The organism is Cellulomonas sp. PhB143, assembly GCF_003752595.1.
GTDB lineage: Bacteria > Actinomycetota > Actinomycetes > Actinomycetales > Cellulomonadaceae > Paraoerskovia.
This window is the reverse complement of sequence record NZ_RKIJ01000004.1, coordinates 1-19,640: the sequence shown is the minus strand read 5'-3', so window position 1 is coordinate 19,640 and position 19,640 is coordinate 1. Positions and strand designations below refer to the sequence as shown.

Annotated in this window: 15 protein-coding genes and 4 tRNA genes; 10 read left to right on the top strand and 9 right to left on the bottom strand. The window is 75.4% G+C overall.

The features are described 5' to 3' along the window. Positions 1–36 precede the first annotated feature (36 nt). Positions 37–2,559, top strand: a complete 2,523-nt coding sequence (hrpB, locus tag EDF32_RS01250) for an ATP-dependent helicase HrpB (RefSeq protein ID WP_199734784.1) — start codon at positions 37–39, stop codon at positions 2,557–2,559. Between the two features lie 11 nt (positions 2,560–2,570). Here hrpB and EDF32_RS01245 read toward each other — a convergent pair whose 3' ends face one another. From EDF32_RS01245 to EDF32_RS01225, 5 genes are all read right to left on the bottom strand, one after another. Then, entirely contained in the window at positions 2,571–4,028 is a 1,458-nt protein-coding gene (locus EDF32_RS01245) for a DNA polymerase IV (RefSeq protein ID WP_123306732.1), read from the bottom strand. Positions 4,029–4,055: 27 nt separating this feature from the next. Continuing rightward, positions 4,056–4,931 carry an alpha/beta fold hydrolase gene (locus tag EDF32_RS01240; protein ID WP_123306731.1) on the bottom strand — a complete coding sequence of 292 codons (876 nt, stop codon included), beginning with the start codon at positions 4,929–4,931 and terminating at the stop codon, positions 4,056–4,058. A gap of 60 nt (positions 4,932–4,991) precedes the next feature. Further along, positions 4,992–5,066: transfer RNA gene (locus tag EDF32_RS01235), tRNA-Val, on the bottom strand. A 36-nt stretch (positions 5,067–5,102) separates the two neighbouring features. After that, positions 5,103–5,173: transfer RNA gene (locus EDF32_RS01230), tRNA-Cys, on the bottom strand. A 49-nt stretch (positions 5,174–5,222) separates the two neighbouring features. Further along, a tRNA-Gly gene (locus EDF32_RS01225) sits at positions 5,223–5,294 on the bottom strand. A gap of 202 nt (positions 5,295–5,496) precedes the next feature. Between EDF32_RS01225 and EDF32_RS01220 the strand changes: the two genes are divergently transcribed. The 4 genes from EDF32_RS01220 (at position 5,497) to EDF32_RS01205 (ending at position 8,300) form a co-directional block, all read left to right on the top strand. Further along, positions 5,497–6,603 carry a chorismate-binding protein gene (locus EDF32_RS01220; RefSeq protein ID WP_370449880.1) on the top strand — a complete coding sequence of 369 codons (1,107 nt, stop codon included), beginning with the start codon at positions 5,497–5,499 and terminating at the stop codon, positions 6,601–6,603. Positions 6,604–6,640: 37 nt separating this feature from the next. Continuing rightward, positions 6,641–7,495, top strand: a complete 855-nt coding sequence (locus EDF32_RS01215; protein ID WP_123306730.1) for an aminotransferase class IV — start codon at positions 6,641–6,643, stop codon at positions 7,493–7,495. A gap of 77 nt (positions 7,496–7,572) precedes the next feature. Then, positions 7,573–7,644, top strand: a tRNA-Val gene (locus tag EDF32_RS01210). A 296-nt stretch (positions 7,645–7,940) separates the two neighbouring features. Next, positions 7,941–8,300, top strand: a complete 360-nt coding sequence (locus tag EDF32_RS01205) for a DUF2510 domain-containing protein (protein ID WP_123306729.1) — start codon at positions 7,941–7,943, stop codon at positions 8,298–8,300. Positions 8,301–8,324: 24 nt separating this feature from the next. Here EDF32_RS01205 and EDF32_RS01200 read toward each other — a convergent pair whose 3' ends face one another. The 4 genes from EDF32_RS01200 to EDF32_RS01185 are packed head-to-tail and all read right to left on the bottom strand — an operon-like array spanning position 8,325 to position 15,124. Continuing rightward, positions 8,325–11,738: an ATP-binding protein gene (locus EDF32_RS01200; RefSeq protein ID WP_123306728.1), complete on the bottom strand. Its 3,414-nt coding sequence runs from the start codon at positions 11,736–11,738 to the stop codon at positions 8,325–8,327. After that, complete coding sequence (locus EDF32_RS01195; protein WP_123306727.1) at positions 11,735–12,403, bottom strand: DUF4194 domain-containing protein; 669 nt, start codon at positions 12,401–12,403, stop codon at positions 11,735–11,737. The genes EDF32_RS01200 and EDF32_RS01195 overlap by 4 nt, the downstream gene beginning before the upstream one ends. Further along, the gene (locus EDF32_RS01190; RefSeq protein ID WP_123306726.1) at positions 12,396–13,934 is read right to left on the bottom strand and encodes a DUF3375 domain-containing protein; all 1,539 of its coding nucleotides are present in this window, start codon (positions 13,932–13,934) and stop codon (positions 12,396–12,398) included. Before EDF32_RS01190 ends, EDF32_RS01195 begins: the two co-directional genes overlap by 8 nt. A 26-nt stretch (positions 13,935–13,960) precedes the next feature. Further along, the gene (locus EDF32_RS01185) at positions 13,961–15,124 is read right to left on the bottom strand and encodes a N(5)-(carboxyethyl)ornithine synthase (protein ID WP_123306725.1); all 1,164 of its coding nucleotides are present in this window, start codon (positions 15,122–15,124) and stop codon (positions 13,961–13,963) included. Between the two features lie 150 nt (positions 15,125–15,274). Between EDF32_RS01185 and EDF32_RS01180 the strand changes: the two genes are divergently transcribed. The 5 genes from EDF32_RS01180 to EDF32_RS01160 all read left to right on the top strand — a co-directional run bounded on the left by EDF32_RS01180 (position 15,275) and on the right by EDF32_RS01160 (position 19,468). Then, positions 15,275–15,748 carry a peroxiredoxin gene (locus tag EDF32_RS01180; RefSeq protein WP_123306724.1) on the top strand — a complete coding sequence of 158 codons (474 nt, stop codon included), beginning with the start codon at positions 15,275–15,277 and terminating at the stop codon, positions 15,746–15,748. A 150-nt stretch (positions 15,749–15,898) separates the two neighbouring features. Further along, positions 15,899–16,396 (top strand): 2-oxo-4-hydroxy-4-carboxy-5-ureidoimidazoline decarboxylase, encoded by a 498-nt coding sequence (gene uraD, locus EDF32_RS01175; RefSeq protein ID WP_199734783.1) that lies wholly within the window; start codon positions 15,899–15,901, stop codon positions 16,394–16,396. Continuing rightward, positions 16,393–16,773: a hydroxyisourate hydrolase gene (uraH, locus tag EDF32_RS01170; protein ID WP_123306722.1), complete on the top strand. Its 381-nt coding sequence runs from the start codon at positions 16,393–16,395 to the stop codon at positions 16,771–16,773. Before uraD ends, uraH begins: the two co-directional genes overlap by 4 nt. 5 nt (positions 16,774–16,778) lie before the next feature. Then, on the top strand, positions 16,779–17,708 hold the full coding sequence (gene pucL, locus EDF32_RS01165) for a factor-independent urate hydroxylase (protein WP_123306721.1): 930 nt from the start codon (positions 16,779–16,781) through the stop codon (positions 17,706–17,708). Between the two features lie 149 nt (positions 17,709–17,857). Continuing rightward, a complete protein-coding gene (locus EDF32_RS01160) occupies positions 17,858–19,468 on the top strand; it encodes a nucleobase:cation symporter-2 family protein (RefSeq protein ID WP_123306720.1) in 1,611 nt (536 codons plus the stop codon). The last annotated feature ends 172 nt before the right edge of the window (positions 19,469–19,640 follow it).

The window sequence follows — 19,640 nt, the reverse complement described above, 5'->3', positions numbered from 1 at the left end:
GGACGCGGCGGCCGGGACGTGCGGCAGACTCGTCGGGTGCCCCTCGACCCGATCGCCCGGCTGCTCGCGGACCCGCCCGACCTCCCCGTGGCGGCACACCTGGCCGACGTCGTGGCGGCGGCCGCCGGGCGCGGCGCCGTGGTGGTCCAGGCACCCCCGGGCACCGGCAAGACCACGCTGGTGCCCCCGGCGCTCGCGGGGGCGCTGCCCGGGCGGGTGGTCGTCACCCAGCCGCGCCGGATCGCCGCACGGGCCGCGGCCCGGCGTCTGGCGCACCTGGTGGGCGAACCGGTCGGGCGCACGGTCGGCTTCTCCGTGCGCGGCGAGTCGTGCACGAGCGCGCAGACCCGGGTCGAGCTCGTGACCAGCGGCATCCTGCTGCGCCGGCTCCAGCGGGACCCGGAGCTCCCCGGGGTCTGCGCCGTCGTCCTGGACGAGGTCCACGAGCGCCACCTCGACGGCGACCTCGCGCTCGCGCTCGCCGTGGACGTGCGAGAGAACCTGCGCGACGACCTCGCCGTCGTCGCCATGTCGGCGACCGTGGAGGCCGAGCGCACCGCCGCCGTCCTCGCCGGACGCGGCGGGACGTCCGTCGACGTCGTGCGCGTCGCCGGGGCGCTGCACCCCGTCGAGACGGTGTGGGCGCCGCCCCGCGCCCCGCGCACCGACGCCCGCGGCGTGACGCCGGCGTTCCTCGACCATGTCGCCGGCTGCGTGCGCCGCGCCCTGCAGGAGCGCCCGGGCGACGTGCTCGTCTTCGTCCCGGGCGTGCGGGAGATCGACGGCGTCGTCCGCCGGCTCGCGGGCGCGGCGGCCGACGTGCGGCCCCTGCACGGACGCCTGTCCGCCCGGGAGCAGGACGCGGCGCTCGCGGGCACGGGCTCGGGCGGACGACGCCGGGTCGTGGTCGCGACCGCGGTCGCGGAGTCCTCCCTGACCGTCCCGGGGGTGCGTGTGGTGGTCGACGCCGGCCTGGCGCGCACCCCGCGCACGGACCACCGGCGCGGGCTCTCGGGGCTCGTGACCGTGGCGGTCAGCCGGGCCGGCGCAGAGCAGCGTGCCGGGCGCGCGGGCCGCGAGGCGCCCGGCGCGGTCTACCGCTGCTGGTCCGAGGGCGACCACGCGCGCCTCGCCCCGCACCCCGAGCCCGAGGTCCGCACCGCCGACCTCACGGCGTTCGCGCTCGAGCTCGCCTGCTGGGGCGCGCCCGGCGGCGCGGGGCTCGCGCTGCTCGACGCTCCGCCCGCCGCCGCGCTCGAGGCGGCCGACGAGACGCTGCGGGGGATCGGCGCGCTCGACGCGTCCGGCGCCGCGACGGCGCGCGGTCGCGAGATCGCCACGTTCCCCGCGGACCCGCGGCTGGCCCGCGCGCTGCTGGACTCGGCCGCGACCGTGGGGGCGCGGCGGGCGGCCGAGGTCGTGGCCCTGCTCTCCGAGGACGTCCGCGCGCCCGGCGGCGACCTCGCGGCCGCCCTGCGCGCGGTGCGCCGCGGCGGCCCGGACGCCGCGGCGTGGGCGCGGCAGGCCGGTCGCCTGCGGGACGCCCTGCCCGGTGGCGCGGGAGGCGGGACCCCGGTCGCCCGGCTCGCCGACGACGCCGCCGTCGGGCTCGTCGCCGCGCTCGCCCACCCGGGGCGGGTCGCGCGCCTGCGCCCCGGAGGCGGTGCGTACCTGATGGCCTCGGGCACGGGCGCCGTCCTGCCCGACGGCTCGCCGCTCGCCGGCAGCCCCTGGCTCGCGGTCGCGGACGCCGACCGCGCGGACGGGCGGCGCGACGCCGTCGTCCGCTCGGCCGCGCCGATCGACGAGGCGACCGCGGTCGAGGCCGTCGCCGGCGGCGTCCACGACGAGGACGAGGTGCGCTGGGAGGGCGGCCGCGTCGTCGCGCGCACGGTGCGCCGGCTGGGCGCCATCGAGCTCGCGAGCGTCCGCCTGGCCGATCCGGCGCCGGAGGCGGTGCGTGCCGCGGTGCGCGAGGGGCTGCGCCGGGAAGGCCTCGCGGCGTTGCGCTGGCCGGAGGCGGCGACGGCGCTCCGGTCACGCCTCGCGTTCCTGCACGGCGCCCTCGGCACGCCGTGGCCCGACGTCGGCGACGACGCGCTGCTCGCCGACCTCGAGGGGTGGCTCGGTCCCGACCTGCTCGGCGTGCGCCGCACCGGCGACCTGGCGCGCATCGACGTCGGCCGCGCGCTGCGGCGGCTCCTGCCGTGGCCGGAGGCGGCGCGGCTCGACGAGCTCGCGCCCGAGCGGCTCGCGGTGCCGAGCGGCTCCGCGGTGCGCCTGGACTACGCCGGCGAGCAGCCGGTCCTCGCGGTGCGCCTGCAGGAGACCTTCGGGTGGCGCCGGACCCCGCGGGTCGCCGACGGGCGGGTCCCGGTGCTCGTGCACCTGCTCTCGCCGGCGGGGCGCCCCGTCGCGGTGACCGCGGACCTCGAGTCGTTCTGGGCCGACGGGTACGCCCAGGTCCGGTCCGACCTGCGCGGCCGATACCCGAAGCACGCGTGGCCGCAGGACCCGCTGGCCGCCGAGCCGGAACGGCGCCCCCGGCGACCGCGCTGACGGCGGCGGCCTCACGGGGCAGGGGCGGGCGCGCCGGTCCCGTCGGCCGTCCCCGCCGGGTCCGGGGCGTCGGCGAGCGGGGCGACGTCGGCGAACGTCGCGGCCGCCAGCGGCGGGACCAGGGCCAGCGGGTCGGCGTCCAGGTCGAGCACGCGCGAGCGCGCCGGCGGGGTGTCCACGGACTCGAAGCGCACCGTGGCCTGGCGGCCGCGCACGTGCACGACCCAGCCGCGGCCGAGGTCCGCGTGCTCGACGTCCAGGCCCGGCCGGGCGTTCGCCTCGTCCAGCAGTCGCACGGCCGGCACCGTGGGCGCCGTGGGCGCCTCGGGGACCGCGTCCGGAGCGGGAGCGGGCCCCGGCGCCGGTGCTGGGGGCTCGCCGTCCCACCCGAGCGTGAGCTGTGCGTGCGGCGAGAGGTTGTGGAACGAGACGCCCAGCAGGCGCACGGAGTCGCTGATGCCCGCGGCGAGCGACGCCTGGTGCGCGGCGGCGCGCAGCGCCGCCTCGTCGGCGCTGGGCTGGGGGAGGGTGACCGACCGGGTGACGGTCGTGAAGTCGGCGAAGCGGACCTTCGCGACGACCGTCCGGGCACCGCCGCCGTGCGCGGTCAGCCTGCGCAGCGCCTCGTCCGCGACGGCGTCCACCGCCGTGCGGATGGCGTCCGGGCCGAAGATGTCGGCGGCGAAGGTGCGCTCGGCGCCGACGGACTTGCGCTCGCCCGACGGCGCGACCGGCCGCAGGTCCACCCCCCGGGCGAGCCGGTACAGGGTCGTGCCCGCCGACTCGCCGACGGTCATCGTCAGGACGTCGAGCTCCTGGCGGCGCAGGTCGGCGACCGTGCGCACGTCGAGCCGCTCGAGCGCGGCGGCCGTGGCGGGCCCGACGCCCGGCACCGCCCGGACCGGCAGGGGCAGCAGGAACGCGTCCTCCTCCGCGGGGACGACGACGAGCAGGCCGTCGGGCTTCGCGGCGTCGGACGCGATCTTGGCGACGAGCTTGGACCGCCCGACTCCGATCGACACGGCCAGCCCGGTGCGCTCGCGGACGCCGGCGCGCGCCTGCGCGGCGGCGGCCGCCGGGTCGTGCGCGAGCGGGCCTGCCTCGAGGTCGACGAACGCCTCGTCGATGCTCAGCGGCTCGACGAGGTCGGAGAGCGCCGCGAGCTCGGCCATGATCACGCGCGAGTAGGCGGCATAGGCCTCGAACCGGGGTGCGAGGACCGCCGCCGCCGGCGCGAGCCGGCGGGCCCGGCTCATCGGCATCGCCGAGCGCGCACCCGTGCGCCGGGCCTCGTAGGAGGCGGTGGAGACGACGCCCCGCCCGCCGGTGCCGCCGACGAGTACCGGCCTGCCGCGCAGCGACGGCTTGTCTCGCTGCTCGACGCTGGCGAAGAAGGAGTCCGCGTCGGCGTGCAGCACGCTGGCGCGGGTGCGCAGGCGCGAGGCGTCGGCGAGAGGGTCGGGTTCCACGGAGCTACTCTGCCCGACGCCCGGCGATCAGCCGGCGAGCACCTCGCCCAGCCGCTGCGCGAACGCCTCCGGCCGGCCCGGCCGGCCGAACCCCTCGCCGACGAAGCCGGTGTGGTGGCTGGGGAAGACCGCGACGTCCTGTCCGAGCAGCCCGGCGAGAGCGACGCTCGTCCGCCAGGTGATCGCGTCGCGGCTCTCCTCGCCGGCGGCGACCACGATCCGGGTGGACGCCCCGGTGAGCGCGGCGACGTCGGGCCGGTAGCTCGTGACGGTGCTCGAGGCGCCCGAGAGCAAGGGGTCGGAGCGGGTGCCGTCGTCGTCCGTCGGCAGACCGAGGGTCGCGGGGTCGGGCGGCTCGGCGGGGAAGGCGTCGGTCAGCTCGCCCTGCCAGGAGATGAGCGCGACGAACGCCGCCATCCCCGCACCCCAGCCCCGGCTGCGGTAGGTCTCTTCGGCCCTGCGCATCGCCGCCAGCGCCCGGTCCGCGTCCGGCAGGACGGGCAGGACCGGGGGCTCGTGCGCCACGAACGTGCGGACGTCTCCGGGCGCGCGGGTGACGAGGTCCAGGCCCGTGACCGCGCCCCCGCTGCTGCCGAAGAGGTCCACGGGGCCCGAGCCGAGCGCGTCGACGAGGTGGTGCAGGTCGCCGGCCTGCTGGGCGGGGTCGTTGCGGGTCTCGCCGTCGGACCGGGTGCTGCGGCCGAGGCCCCGCGGGTCGTAGGTGACCACGGTCCGTCCCGGAAGCCACGAGGCGAGGGTCGCGAAGCCGGAGGCGTCCATGGGCTGACCGACCAGGAGCAGCGGCGGCCGGCCGTCCGGCTCGCCCTCGGCGGCGTAGACGTCGTACGTGATGACGGCGCCCGGCACCGCGAGGGTGTGGGTGGTCGCGAAGCGGTTCGGCATGCTGCCATCCAATGCGAGAAGCCGCCCCGGGGCGAGCCGGGGCGGCTTCTCGTGCGTGTCTGGTGGGCGATACTGGGATCGAACCAGTGACCTCTTCCGTGTCAGGGAAGCGCGCTACCGCTGCGCCAATCGCCCATGCGTGGTCGTGCTCACGGGGTGCTGCTTGATGCGAGGTGGAGATGGGATTCGAACCCACGTATACGGCTTTGCAGGCCGCTGCCTCGCCTCTCGGCCACTCCACCTTGAGGTGTGCACCTCAAGGATCGATCGCTCGATCAGAGGAGTCCTCCGAGCGGATGACGGGATTCGAACCCGCGACCCTCACCTTGGCAAGGTGATGCTCTACCACTGAGCCACATCCGCGCGACCGGCCTGCTCGGGGTTTCCCCCGGTTTTCCGGCGCGTCCTGAACTTTAGTGGACTCTTGCGGCGAAACACAAACCGGCGCCGTGAGCCGTGGAGCACACCGGTCGGCGGGGCGCCCGGATCGGCACCAGGCCGCCGAAACGGGGCCGGCAGTCGCTAGCGTTGGCCCGTGTCCTTCCCGAGCGTGCCCTCCGCGAGCGTGCCGTCCCTGAGCGGCGAACCGTCGTCCCGCCCGGCCGCCGGGCTCGCGCAGTTCGGCCGGGTCGGGGCCCGCGGCGTCGTCGAGTGCGTCGACCTCACCCGAGAGCCGCAGCGGCTCGACGACGGCGGGCTGTGGTTCGTCGTGGCGGACTTCGACGGACCCGAGCGCGGCGGGCGCCGGCGTGCCTGGCGCTTCGCGGAGCGGACCGGCCCGGCGCCGGTGCCTGCGGGCACCGCGCCCGCGCCGGCGGCGTGGCGCGGGCCGGCACGCGGTGCGTGGACGAGCTCCCTCGACCGCACCGGGTACCAGGACGCGGTCCGGCGGGTCCGCGCGGCGGTCGCCGAGGGCGACGTGTACCAGGCGAACGTCTGCCGGGTGCTGGCCGCGCCGCTGGGCGCCGCCGACGGGCGCGAGCCGGACGCCCGCGCGCTCGCCGCGGTCCTGGCGGCGGGGAACCCCGCGCCCTACGGCGGCGTGCTGCACGTCCCGGCGAGCACCGGCGTCGACCCCGTGTGGGTGGTCACGGCGTCGCCGGAGCTCTACCTGCGCGTCGCCGGCGGACGGGTGACGTCCGGGCCGATCAAGGGGACCGCGGCCACGGCCGCCGGGCTCGGCGACAAGGACCGCGCCGAGAACGTGATGATCACCGACCTGGTGCGCAACGACCTGCAGCGGGTCTGCCTGCCGGGCACCGTCGAGGTGACCCGCCTGCTCGGGGTCGAGGAGCACCCGGGCCTCGTGCACCTCGTCTCCACCGTGGAGGGGCGCCTGCGGGGCGGCGGGCGCCCCGGCTGGGCGGCGCTGCTCGGTGCCACCTTCCCGCCCGCGTCGGTCTCCGGCGCGCCCAAGTCGTCCGCGCTGCGGATCATCGACGAGCTGGAGCCCGTCCCGCGCGGGCCGTACTGCGGCGCGGTCGGGTGGGTCGACGCCGACGCGGGGACCGCCGAGCTCGCCGTCGGCATCCGGACCTTTTGGTGGGACGACGACGTCCTGCGCTTCGGGACCGGCGCCGGCATCACGTGGGGGAGCGACCCCGCGCGCGAGTGGGAGGAGACCGAGCTCAAGGCGCGTCGCCTCGTGGCGCTCGCCTCCGCCCGGCGGTGAGCGCCCGTCCGGCAGACCGGTGCGGCAGACTGGCGTCATGACGCTCACCCTCTGGGTCGACGGCCGCTTCGTCGATGCCGACCAGCCCGCGCTCAGCGCCGTCGACCACGGGATCACCGTCGGCGACGGGGTGTTCGAGACCGCCGCCGTCGACGGCGGCCGGGCCTTCGCCCTCAGCCGCCACCTGCGCCGGCTCGCCCGCTCCGCGGCCGGTCTCGGCCTCGAGGTGCCCGACGACGCACGGGTGCGGGACGCCGTCGGGCAGGTGCTCGAGCGCGCCGGGGCGGAGGCGGGGCGGATCCGCATCACGCTGACCGCCGGCATCGGCCCGCTCGGCTCCGGGCGCACGCCCGGTGCCCAGACTCTCGTCGTGGCCGCGTCGCCGGCCGCGGTCGCGGAGACCTCCAGCGCCGTGCGCTCGCCGTGGGTGCGCAACGAACGCTCCGCGGTGGCGGGGCTCAAGACGACGTCGTACGCCGAGAACGTCGTGGCGCTCGCGGACGCCGCGGCGCGGGGCGGGGACGAGGCCGTCCTCGCGAACACGCGCGGGGCGCTGTGCGAGGGGACAGGCTCGAACGTGTTCGTCGAGCGCGGCGGGGAGCTGCTCACCCCGCCGCTGGAGTCGGGCTGCCTCGCGGGGATCAGCCGCGAGCTCCTGCTCGAGTGGGCCCCCGCCGAAGGGCTGCCGGTGCGGGAGGCGGGGCCGGACGAGCTCGCGTTCGACGCGCTGGAGGACGTGCTCGCCGGGCGCGCGCACCTCGGGCTGAGCAGCAGCATCCGCGACCTGCAGCCGGTGACGGTGCTGGACGGCGTCGCGGTCGACGCCGGGCCGCTGACGCTCGCGGCCCGCGAGATGTTCGGCCGGCGGCGTGCGGAGCAGGTGGATCCGTGACGCGGCCGCGGGCGGATTGGAAACCATCGCCCCGGACCCGCTAGTATCGACCAGCACCCCGGGGTGAGAACCCCGACGGGCGATTGGCGCAGTGGTAGCGCGCTTCGTTCACACCGAAGAGGTCACTGGTTCGAACCCAGTATCGCCCACGTCCCGAGAGGCCCCGGACCAGCGTCATCGCTGGTCCGGGGCCTCTCTCGTGGTCGACGGACGACGGCGAGCCCGAGTACCTCTTCTTCCTCTTCAACGCCCCGCAGCCGACGGCGCTCGACATCGCCGGGAAGGTCGCGCGGAGGCCCGGCGTGCCCGACGGCGTGTACGTCACCGTCAACGACGAGAACGGCGAGATGGGCGAGGGACGCCGGGTCGAGCTGCTTCGCTGAGCCTTCGGAGCGCGCGGGGGCGGTCTGTGGCGCGACGGCACCGCCGGGAGCAGACTGCGGGCATGGCGCGGAAGCCGAAGGTGGAGACGAAGCAGATCACGCTGGACGTCTCGCGGAAGAAGGCCGCCCGGGAGCTGGTCGCGCTCCAGGAGGCGGGGTGGGAGATCGTCTCCGAGCACAAGCGGAGCATCGGCGAGTGGAAGCCCGGCCAGGTCGACTACCTGCTGCGCCGAGCCTCTGACCGCGGCGAGGGGTCGGCGGCCAGCGCCGCGGCGACCTTCTCACCGCCCAGCGCCCCGCCGCCCGTAGTCCCGCCGCCGCCCGTCGCGCCCGCGGGCTGGTACCCGGACCCCTACGGCACCCCGGCCCTGCTCCGGTTCTGGGACGGTGCGTCGTGGAGCGGGCAGACACACCAGGGATAGCGGCGAGGGGCGCACGTCAGCGCCTCAGCCGCGACCCGCGTCGTCGGGCACCCCGACGACCGCCTTGGTGCGCGACCTGCCCGACGCGTCCTTGAGCACCACGTACTTGAGGTCGACGTGCGGCTCCAGCGCGCCGAACTTGTCGTTCGGCGCGCCGATCACGAGCTGGAACCCGAGCCCGCGCCACGCCCCGATCGCGCGCCCGGTGAACCGGGCGTCGGCCTTGATCAGGGCCTCGTCGAGGAACACGGGCGCGTAGCGGGGCCGCTCCGCGCCCGCGTCGCCGAGCTGGTAGCGCAGCGCCGCCCCGACGATGAACGCGACGAGCTCCTGGGACTCCCCGCCGGACTTCTCGCCGATGTGGTCGTACAGCGCCACGTGCCGCCCCTCGAGGTCGACCTTCTCGGCGCTCAGCCGCACGTGCCGCCGCACGTCGACGAGGTCGGCGAAGTCGGGGGAGGTGCGCCGGATGCGGTCGACGACGCGCGCCGTACGGGCGTAGCGGCGCTCGCGCTCGGCGTCGTCGGCGTCGGTCGAGAGCAGCTCGCGCAGCTCGCGCAGCTCCCTGCGGAACCGCGCGACCACGGCGGACTGGGTGTCTCGCGCGTCGATCCGCAGCCGGTGGACGTCGTCGGCGAACGGCAGCTCCGCGAGGATGTCGTTGACCGGGCGGATGCGCTCCTTGATCTCGCGGAGCGAGCGGCTCAGGGTGCTGTGCAGGTCGGTGAGGTCGTTGCCGGACAGGCGCAGCAGGCTCTTGCGCCACTCCGCCTCCAGCTCGTGCAGACCATTGCTCTCGAGCTCGGCCAGGACCCGCGCGAAGTCGGGCCACGAGTCGTCCGGGTCCGTGCCGAGGTTCGGGTCCGGCCACCGTTCGACGAACGTCTCGAAGATCCGCCGCACCGCGTCGCGGCCGTCGCCGAGCGCCTGCTGGGCCGCCTGCCGGTCGCGCGCCAGCAGCTCGCCCGCGCGTGCCAGCGTGCGGTCGAACCGGGCCAGGTCCTCCTCGGCGCCCGACGACGTCTCCCCGCCACCGGCGGCCGGCTCGCCGAGCAGCGCGTCGAGGTAGGCCCGCTGCTCGGGCGCCACGACCGCCCCGGCCCGCGCGCCGTCGTCCAGGACCTGCTGGGCGACGTCGACCTCGCTGCTCGTCGCGGACCAGCGCTCGGTGAGGGCCTCGGCCCGCGCGCGGGCGCGCCCGAGGGCCTCCGTGAGCTCGCGGACGTCGACCTCGAGGCGCTCGGCGCGCTCGCGCAGGCGGGCGAGCTCGTCGTCGCCCGACGCGAGCCGGTCGACGACGTCCGCCCACCGGGCGCGCTCGGCCTCGGGGGCGGCGACGTCGAGCTCGTCCCAGGCGGCCTCGGCCACGGCGCGGTACGCGTCGGACTCGAGCTCGAACCGGTCGAGGTGCCGCTCGGCGTCGGCGACCCGTTCCTCGGCCTGCTCCAGCCGTGCGCGTGCGTCGGCGATCCGCCCGTCCAGCTCCGTGAGCCGGCGCGTGCTGGTGAAGCCGAGCAGGCCCGACCTGCCGCGGTCCCCGCCGGTCGCACGACCGCCGTGCGCACCCCGGGTGCCCTCCGAGACCTGCCCCGAGCGGGTCAGCGCCCTCGCGTGCTGGGAGAGCTCGCCCGGGGTGTCCACGCAGACGTAGGCGAACCGCGCGGCCAGCTCCTCGCGCAGCCAGCCCGCGAACGGTCCCTGGCGCAGCTCGAGCCGGCCGGGCAGGGTCCGCGCGTCCAGCCCCGCGTCCGAGCGCAGCCCGGTCGGCACGCCCTCGAACCGGATGCGGCGGGCGGTGGCGACGCCGTCCACCGCCCGGCGGAACGCGCCGAGGTGGGCCACGTCGAGCAGCAGGTGCGTGGCGAACCCGCCGAGGGCGAGCTCGAAGGCATCGCGCCACGGCTCGTGCTCGGTGCGGACCTCGACCAGCTCCGCCACGAACGGCAGGTCGTCGGGGGACAGGCCAGCAGCCTCGGCCAGCGCGGCCCGGGCCGCGAGGAGGTCGCCCGGGACGTTGCCCGGACGTCGCGCGGCCTCCGCGCGCTCGGCCTCCAGCGCCTCGAGCGACTGCCGGTCCCCACTCCGGGCGGCCATCGCGTCGCCGAAGGCGCGGCGGGCGGAGACCTTCGCGTCGTCGTCGTCGAGCACGGCGCGCGCCCGGGCGGCGAGGCCGGCGAGCTCCTCGGCGGTGGAGACCTCCGCGCCGAGCGTCGCCCGCAGCTGTGCGTCCAGGCGCTCCCGCGCCGCCGTCGCGCGCGCGAGCCGCTCGGTCGCGCCGCGCAGCTCGCGCTGTGCCGCGGCGAGCCGGTCCCCGCCCGAGGACCACAGCGTCTCGCGGACGCCGTCGAGCTCGGAGGTCGCCGCCGCCACCCGCCCGCCGGTCTCCTCGACCTCGCGCAGGGCGTCGCGGCGCCGGCGCTGCAGCTCGCGCTCCATGGCGCGCAGCAGGTCGAGGCGGCGCTCGTGGCGCCACAGGACCGCGGGGGCTGCGGCGCCCGCCGTCCCGGTGCCGCCGCCGTCGAGCGAGCCGACCTGGTCGATCGTCCGCAGCCGGGCGCCGGCGGCGTCGATCGCGGCGCGGTGCTCGCGGACCGGCGCGAGGGCGGTGACCTGCCGGCGCGCCGTGATCATCTGCTCGCGCGCCCGGGTCAGGGTGTCGAACTGCTCGACGACGGCGTCCGCCGTCGCGAACGTCTCCGGCTCCTCGAGGACCATCGCCTTGTACAGGGCATCCACCGTGGTGATCTGCTGGCCGGCCTGGATCCGCCCGAGGAGCGCGACCGCGCGGGCGCCGTCGCCCGCCGCGCCGATCCCCAGCGTCGAGTAGAGCCGGGCGGAGAACTCCCGGTCGGTGTCGAACGGCGTCAGCCCCGCCGCCGAGACGGCGGCGCGGGTCAGGCGGTCCGCGGCGGCGGCCTCGAGGTCGCGCAGGTCGAACGCGCCGTCGCAGGTCGCGCGCACGGCGACCACCTCCTCGAGGGCGCGGGCGCCCGACGGGACGTACCAGGCCCGCACGGCCGTCAGACCGGCGCCCGTCTGGTCGGCCCAGGTCATCGCGATCGCGGACCACGTGCTGCGCCCGTCCCCGCGCAGCACGCTGTGCCGCGTGCCGTCGGCGGTGCGCGACTCGTCGAGCTTGCCGCGCGCGTAGGACAGCACGTTGCGCTGGTCCGCTCCGCGCGGGCGCCCGACGACGCCCCCGTTCGACGCGCCGTTGAACGGCGTGGTGTGCGGCATGAGCAGGGCGATGTAGGCGTCCATGAGCGTGGACTTCCCCGACCCGGAGCCGCCCGAGAGGAGCGTCGCCGTCGGTGCCAGGCGCACGCGGTGGTGGCCGTCGTACCCGCCCCAGTTGACGAGCTGGAGCTCGCGGGCGACCCACTGGCGGCCCGTCGAGGACGCGGGGACGAGCCCGAAGAGGGTGTCGAGCATCGTCACGAGGCCACCTGCTCCCGGCCGGCGGCCTGCTCGCGCAGCCAGTCGCGCAGCTCGCCGAGGCGCTCCGTGCTCAGCACCACCTCGACCAGCGCGGTCACGCGGTAGCGGCCCTCGGACTCCTCCTCGAGGATCCCCTCCTTCGCCAGGCGCGCCACGGCGCCCCGGACCTCCTTCTGCCGTGCCGCGAGGTTGGTGCCCTGCGGGTCGAAGTAGCTCAGGGCGGTCTGCTCGATCTCCTCGACGTCGATGCGCGCCGACGTCTCGCCGGCGCCGCGCTCGCGCTGGTACACGGTGCGCAGGTGGACCAGGACGAGCGTCTCGGCCCGGGAGTACGGCTCGTCGCGCAGCAGGACCGGGACCTCGGCCTCCGCCGAGCGCACCTGGCGCTTGTACGCCAGCCCCCGCTCGTGGTCCACGACGAGGTGGACGAACAGGTCGTGCAGCCGCGACTCGACCACCTGCTGGTGGGCCAGCAGCGTGCGCCACAGCTCGGGGCTGCGGTCCGCCAGGAGGTAGCGGCGCTGCAGGACGCGCACCAGCACGCGGCGCACGTCCGGGTCGAGCGTGCCGGTGTCGCCCGCGAACAGCGCGGCCGGGTCGTCCTCCATCGGGACCGGTGCGACGAAGCCGTCCCGGTGCTCGGTCGGGGCTACGGTCTCAGGCATCGTCCTCGTCCTCGTGCTGGTCTCTCGTGCGTGTCGTGGCGGCGCCGAACGCGAACCGCCGGCGCGTCCCGTCGGGCCGGACGGCCTCGACGTACGCCACCTCCCCGGTCTCGCTCATCCCGCGCCGGTGGGCGATCTCCAGGAGCCCCAGCAGGTCGACCGGGCGCCGCAGCGCCGTCGGCCCGGCGGCGAACGCCGCGGCGACGTCCAGCGACCCGCCGGACCCGTCGACCTCGCCGGACCCGCCTGAGCCGCCTGCCCCGTCGATCCCGAGCCGCCGGGCGAGCGCGGCGAGGTGCCGGTCGAGCTCGGCGTAGTGGGGCCCGCCCCAGGCGCGCGCCTCCTCGTCGGGCACGGCGCCGTCGTCCTCCCAGGCGACCAGGGGCTCCGGAGCCTGCTCGCCGCGCAGGTCGTCGAGGCTCTCGCGCAGGTGCCCGGCCTCCGCGACCGGCGCGCGGCGCAGCGCCTCGACGCCCTGCCCGCGCCGGGACGTCGGCAGCCAGGCCTGCAGCCCGGACATGACGTCGCGCAGCAGCTCGTCGACCTGCCGGTCGCGCAGCGGGTCGTGGTTGCGCACCTGCGCCGTGATCACGTACGACGCCTCGCGCTGGGCGGTGAGCACTTGCTCGAGGCCGAGCTCGATGCGGCGCACGATCTCGCCCAGCTCGGCGCGCTGCTGCGCCGGCAGCCCGCGGGCGAAGGCGTGCCGCAGGACGACGTCCAGCCGCGAGGACAGGGCGTCGAGCTGCTCGGGGTCGCCAATCAGGCGCAGCGCGCCAGCGAACGCGCGGCCCTCGGGCGTCGAGTCCATGACGCGCTCGCCCTGGGCGAGGTACTCGCGCAGCACGTCGCCGGTCGGGCGCAGGTCCTGGCGCAGCGCCGTGACGACCTCGCGCTGGATCGAGCGGATCGACTCGGCGACGCGCGCGAAGTCCGCGGGCAGCTCCCGCGCCAGGTGCAGGACGTTGTGGGCCTCCTCGAGCAGCTGCTCGTCGTCGACCGCGTCGACGGTGCCGGTCCGCTCGATGCGCGCGACCCCGGCGCGGAGCCGGTCGATCTCCTCCTGCATCCGCGCGACGCGCACCATGACGTCCGGGTCGGCGTCGTCGGCGAGGCGCTCGACGGCATCCAGCAGCGTGCGTACCCGCGACCGCGACACGCGCGCGCCGGTCCCGCCGGCGCGTCCCGCGACGTCCAGGGCGCCGACCGCGTGCGCCGAGAGCCGGTACACCTCGACGTCGTCGTCCAGCACCTGGCGCACGAGCCATCCCGCGTCGGACCACTGCCGGCACAGCTCGCGCGCCGTCCCGGCCGGCAGCTCGTCACCGAGACCGGCCGCGCGCAGGTGCTCCAGCGCGTCCGCGACCTCCGCGTGGGCGTCGGCGACGGGCACGGCCGGGCGCTCGGCGGTGAAGACGACGGAGAGCAGCGAGACCACCAGGGGAGCGTGCCGCTTGTGCAGCAGGTCGAGCATCGGGTTCTGGAACGCGCGGCGCGCGCCCAGGTACGCGGCTTCGGCACGGGTGATCATCGGTGCACAGGGTAGACGGGGAGAGCTCAGACCCGAGCGTAGGGCGGCTCGACCGCCCGTCCCTGGAAGGAGAGGATCATCGGGTTGACCACGTCGCCGTCGCGGATCTCGATCGCCCGGCTCACCGTCTCGTCGCCGTCCCACCCGGCGCCGCCCTCGAGCACGGGTCGGATGAAGGGCGTCAGCGCGTTGCTGTTCTCCCAGGTCGCCGAGCCCCACAGGTACGAGGGGCTGTGGTCGACGCCGTAGTACAGGACGTTCTCGCCCACCGTGAAGGTCGGCTCGTCGAACGTCGTCGGGCGGGCCCAGTCGAAACCCATCCCCAGGTCGCAGGAGACGTCCACGACGATGCTGCCGCGCCGGAACGCGGCGAGGTCCTCGGTGCGCAGATAGACGAGCGGGTCGGCCGGGTCTTGCAGGGTGCAGTTGACGACGATGTCGTTCTCCGCCAGGTAGCTCGCGATCGGTTCGCGTCCGCGCTCCGTGATCACGTGGCCCAGGTGATCGCCGTCCGGGTCGTGGTCGAACTGCCGGATCTGGACCGAGTGGATCGGCGACCCGACGGCGGCCACATCGCGGGTGGTCAGCACGGCGACGTCGTGCACGCCGTGGGCGTTCAGCGCGGTCACGGCGCCCCGGGCCGTCGCACCGAACCCGATCACCACCGCGCTCAGCCGGCGCCCGTAGTCCCCGGTCACCCCGGCGAGCTGCAGGGCGTGGAGCACCGAGCAGTACCCGGCGAGCTCGTTGTTCTTGTGGAAGACGTGGAGGCCGACCCGACCGTCCCTCGTCCAGTGGTTCATCGACTCGAAGGCGATCAACGTCAGCCGACGGTCGATCGCAGCCTGGGTGAGCTCGGCGTCCTGGACGCAGTGCGGCCAGCCCCACAGGACCTGACCGGGACCCATCGCCACGACGTCGGAGAGCTGCGGCTTGGGGAGCAGGACGACGTCGGAGCCCGCCAGGATCTCGTCGCGGGAGGCAAATCCGGCGACATGTTCGCCGAGCACCGCGTCGTCGACGCCGAAGCGTGCGCCGTACCCGTGCTCGAGGGTGAGGCGCTCCCGCAGATCGGCGTCCAGCCGGGGGATGTGGTCCGGGTGGAGCGGCAGCCGCTGCTCGTTCTCCTTCGCGGACGAGCCGATCACCCCGAGCGTCAGGAGCGTGCTGCGTGCCGACGTGCCGACCATGGAAGACCCTTCACCGCGGGAGCCCGGGCGGCTCCGTGGAGACAGTACGCCGAGCCCGCCGCACGGGTTGACGCCCCGTGACGGCCCCCCTACCGTGATTTCACATCGCAACAAAGCGATTTCACACCACGGAAACAATGCGAGGTCAGCATGAGCGACGATGCCATCGAGAACACCACCGCGCGACTGGTCGCGGGCGACCCTGCCCCGGACCTGCGCCTCCGCGACCAGGACGGCGCCCCCGTGGCGCTCGCGGACTACCGCGGCCGCGGCGTCGTCGTCTACTTCTACCCGAAGGCGGCCACGCCGGGCTGCACCACCGAGGCCTGCGACTTCCGGGACAGCCTCGCGTCGCTGCAGGGTGCCGGGTACGCCGTCGTCGGCGTCTCGCCCGACGCGCCCGAGGCGCTGACTGCCTTCTCGGGCGAGCACGGGCTGGGCTTCCCCCTGCTCTCGGACCTGGACGGCGCGGTCGCGCGCGCCTGGGGCGCGTGGGGCGACGGCGGGCTGCTCCGCTCGACCGTCGTCATCGACCCGACGGGCGACGTCCGGCTCGCGCAGTACGGTGTCGCGGCGCAGGGGCACGTGGCGCGGCTCCGCCAGGAGCTCACGTCCGCCTCTTGACATGTGACGCCCGACACTGTTTCACTATTTACACATGCTGAAATAACAGTTCCACGATACGGAACACGACGAACCGCCCGGTACCGAGGGCGGAACCGCCCCGTATAGCCGACACCGTGGATGCCAGCATCTTGTGAGCATGAGGTCACCATGCAGATCGAGGAGTTCAACGCCCTGGAGCGTGCGGACGCCGTCGCGGCGCTCCGCCCGTGCCTCGACGTCGAGCGGTGGGCCGCCGAGATCGTCGACGGCCGTCCGTACGCCGACACCGACGCGCTCGCCGCGGCGGCCGAGGGCGCGGCGTCACCCCTGCGCCCGGACGAGGTCGCCCAGGCGATGTCCCACCACCCCCGCATCGGCGAGCAGCCGGCGGGGGAGCACGCCGAGGCCCGGGCCTCGCGCGCCGAGCAGGCGGGGATCGGCACCGTCGACGACGACGTGGCGCAGGCCCTGCGCGCGGGCAACCGCGCGTACGAGGAGAGGTTCGACCGCGTCTTCCTGATCCGTGCCGCCGGGCGGAGCGCCGAGGAGATCCTCGGCGCCCTCACCGAGCGGCTCGGGCACACCGCCGAGGAGGAGGACGAGATCGTGGCGGACCAGCTCCGTCAGATCGCCGTCCTGCGACTGAGAGGACTGATCGCCCCATGACCGGACCCGCCGCGACGCGGCCGCACGTCACCGCCCACGTCCTCGACACCGCCGCCGGCGCGCCGGCGCGGGGCGTCGAGGTCCGGCTCGAGGCGCAGGCGGACGCCCGCACCGACGCCGGCACGACCACCGAGACGTGGCGCGTCGTCGCCGCGTCGACCACCGACGACGACGGGCGGGTCACCGACCTCGGCCCGGCGCTGCTCGAGCCCGGGACCTACCGGCTCGTCTTCGCCACGGGGGAGTACTTCGCCCGCTCGGGGACGCCGACCTACTTCCCGTTCGTCGCCGTCGCCTTCCGGGTCGTCGACGACACCCACCACCACGTCCCCCTTCTCCTGAGCCCCTTCGCGCTCTCCAGCTACCGAGGAAGTTGATCGCCATGACTGCAACCACCACCAGCACCCCCGCGACGGCGAGCACCGGCCGCGTCGTCCTCGGCGAGAACCAGTACGGCAAGGCCGAGGTCCGGCTCGTCAAGGTCACCCGCGACACCGACCGCCACGAGATCGAGGACCTCAACGTCTCCTCCCAGCTGCGCGGCGACTTCGAGGCGGCGCACACCGAGGGCGACAACGGCCACGTCGTGGCCACCGACACCCAGAAGAACACCGTCTACGCCTTCGCCCGCGACGGCGTCGGCGCCCCCGAGGACTTCCTCGTCCGCCTCTCGCAGCACTTCACCTCCGAGTTCGACTGGGTCAGCGGCGGCCGCTGGGCCGCGGAGAAGTACACCTGGTCGCGGATCGACGTCGACGGCCAGGGCCACGACCACGCGTTCGTCAAGGGCGGCACCGAGGTCCGCAACACCGTCGTGACGGTCGACGGCGGCACGACGACCGTCATCAGCGGCATCAGCGACCTCACGGTGCTCAAGTCGACCGGCTCGGAGTTCCACGGCTTCCCCCGCGACCGGTACACGACGCTCGCCGAGACGACGGACCGGATCCTCGCGACCTCCGTCGCCGCCCGCTGGCGCTATTCCACGACCGACGTCGACTTCGACGCGGTGTACGACGACGTCCGCCGCCTGCTGCTCGAGGCGTTCGCCTCGAACCACTCGTACGCGCTGCAGCAGACCCTCTTCCAGATGGGCCAGGCCGTCCTCGACGCGCACCCGGAGATCGAGGAGATCCGCTTCTCGATGCCGAACAAGCACCACTTCCTCGTCGACCTCGACCCGTTCGGGCTCGACAACCCCGGCGAGGTCTTCTTCGCCGCGGACCGCCCCTACGGGCTCATCGAGGCGACCGTCCAGCGCGAGGGGACGACGCCGTCGTCCGCCTGGGCGGGCATCGCCGGCTTCTGCTGAGCCGCCGCACCAGACGCGGGGCGCCGGCCGGCGCCGGCGCCCCGCACCCCGGCATGCCGCCCCCGCTCCCGCAGCGACGGCGACCGTGCCGGGCCCCCGACCGAAGGACCAGGACCAGACCCGAACGACCCGGACGAAGGAGTCCCCGCATGTCCGTACCCCAGGCTGACGCCCCGCGGCAGGCCGTGGCACCCACGGCCCCCGCCCACCGCCCCGAGGACGAACGGCTGCCGTTCCTCAGCACCGTCGCCTACGGGCTCCAGCACGTCCTGACCATGTACGGCGGCATCATCGCGCCGCCGCTGATCATCGGCACGGCCGCCGGGGTCAGCCCCACCGAGGTCGGGCTGCTCATCGCCGCCTGCCTGTTCATGGGCGGCCTCGCCACGCTGCTCCAGACGCTCGGCGTCCCGTTCTTCGGGTCCCAGCTGCCGCTCGTGCAGGGCGTCTCCTTCGCCGGCGTCGCCACGATGCTCGCGATCGTCGCCGACGGGGGCGGGCTGCCGGCCGTGTTCGGCTCCGTCATCGCGGCCTCGCTCATCGGCCTCGTGATCGCGCCGTTCTTCTCGCGCATCGTCCGGTTCTTCCCGCCGGTGGTCACGGGCGTCGTCATCACCACCATCGGCCTGACCCTCATCCCGGTCGCGGCCAACTGGTCGATGGGCGGCAACGCCTCGGCGGACGACTACGGCGACCCCGCGAACCTCGGCCTCGCCGGCCTGACGCTCGTGATCGTCATGGTGCTGTCCAAGGTGGGCAACGCGACCATCTCGCGCCTGTCGATCCTGCTGGCCATCGTCCTCGGGACCGTCGTCGCGGCGATCTTCGGGATGACCGACTTCTCGGCGGTGGGTGACGGGGACATCTTCGCCTTCCCGACGCCCTTCGCCTTCGGCGCCCCGGAGTTCCAGCTCGCCGCGATCGTGTCGATGACGATCGTCATCCTCGTCACCCTGACCGAGACGACCGCGGACATCATCGCGGTCGGCGAGATCACCGGCAGCAAGATCGACTCCAAGCGCATCGCGAGCGGCCTGCGGGCCGACATGCTCTCCAGCGCGGTCGCGCCGATCTTCAACACGTTCACCCAGAGCGCCTTCGCGCAGAACGTCGGCCTCGTCGCGGTGACCAAGGTCAAGAGCCGGTTCGTCGTCGCCGCGGGCGGCGGGATCCTCGTGCTGCTCGGCGTGCTGCCCGTGCTCGGGCGCGTCGTCACCGCGGTGCCGATGGCCGTGCTCGGCGGCGCGGGCATCGTGCTGTTCGGGACGGTGGCCGCGAGCGGCATCCGCACCCTGAGCAAGGTCCGCTACAGCGACAACATGAACCTCATCATCGTCGCCACCTCGATCGGGTTCGGGGTCCTGCCCGTGGTGCAGCCGACGATCTACGACCAGTTCCCGAGCTGGTTCCAGATCATCTTCCACTCGGGCATCAGCTCCGCCGCGATCATGGCGATCGTGCTCAACCTCGTGTTCAACCACTGGACCCGCGGCAACTCCGAGCAGGGCTCGGTGTTCGTGGCCAGCGGGTCGCGCGTCATCCGCGCCGAGGTCCTCCAGGCCCTGGCCGAGGGCGACCGGGTGGAGGACGGGCACCTCGTCGACTGCGACGGGATCGAGGTGCCGGTCGCCGAGGTGCCCGACGCGGACGACCCGGCCGAGCTGCGGGACCCGGCCGAGCCGCGTGACGCGGTCGGGCTGCGCGACGGGGTCGGGACGAGCGACCCGACGGACGCGGGGTCGGGCGGTCACCGGCGCTGAGACGTCGTCGGGCCGTCGATAGTGGGCGGCGGGAGGGGCGGTGGGGCGGGGGGGGGGCCCCCCCCCCCCCCCCCCCCGGGGGGGGGGGGGGGGGGCCGCAAACAGAGGGGAAAAGAAGAGGAACCCCCCCGCCCCCCCCGAAAAAAAAAAAAAAACACCAACACCGGCAGGG

Excerpts from the sequence above, each read along its gene's own strand:
- EDF32_RS01240 (WP_123306731.1), bottom strand. The coding sequence starts at position 4,931 with ATGCCGAACCGCTTCGCGACCACCCACACCCTCGCGGTGCCGGGCGCC.
- EDF32_RS01215 (WP_123306730.1), top strand. The coding sequence starts at position 6,641 with ATGACGCTCACCCTCTGGGTCGACGGCCGCTTCGTCGATGCCGACCAG.
- EDF32_RS01205 (WP_123306729.1), top strand. The coding sequence starts at position 7,941 with ATGGCGCGGAAGCCGAAGGTGGAGACGAAGCAGATCACGCTGGACGTC.
- EDF32_RS01195 (WP_123306727.1), bottom strand. The coding sequence starts at position 12,403 with ATGCCTGAGACCGTAGCCCCGACCGAGCACCGGGACGGCTTCGTCGCA.
- EDF32_RS01190 (WP_123306726.1), bottom strand. The coding sequence starts at position 13,934 with ATGATCACCCGTGCCGAAGCCGCGTACCTGGGCGCGCGCCGCGCGTTC.
- EDF32_RS01185 (WP_123306725.1), bottom strand. The coding sequence starts at position 15,124 with ATGGTCGGCACGTCGGCACGCAGCACGCTCCTGACGCTCGGGGTGATC.
- EDF32_RS01180 (WP_123306724.1), top strand. The coding sequence starts at position 15,275 with ATGAGCGACGATGCCATCGAGAACACCACCGCGCGACTGGTCGCGGGC.
- uraD (WP_199734783.1), top strand. The coding sequence starts at position 15,899 with ATGCAGATCGAGGAGTTCAACGCCCTGGAGCGTGCGGACGCCGTCGCG.
- uraH (WP_123306722.1), top strand. The coding sequence starts at position 16,393 with ATGACCGGACCCGCCGCGACGCGGCCGCACGTCACCGCCCACGTCCTC.
- pucL (WP_123306721.1), top strand. The coding sequence starts at position 16,779 with ATGACTGCAACCACCACCAGCACCCCCGCGACGGCGAGCACCGGCCGC.
- EDF32_RS01160 (WP_123306720.1), top strand. The coding sequence starts at position 17,858 with ATGTCCGTACCCCAGGCTGACGCCCCGCGGCAGGCCGTGGCACCCACG.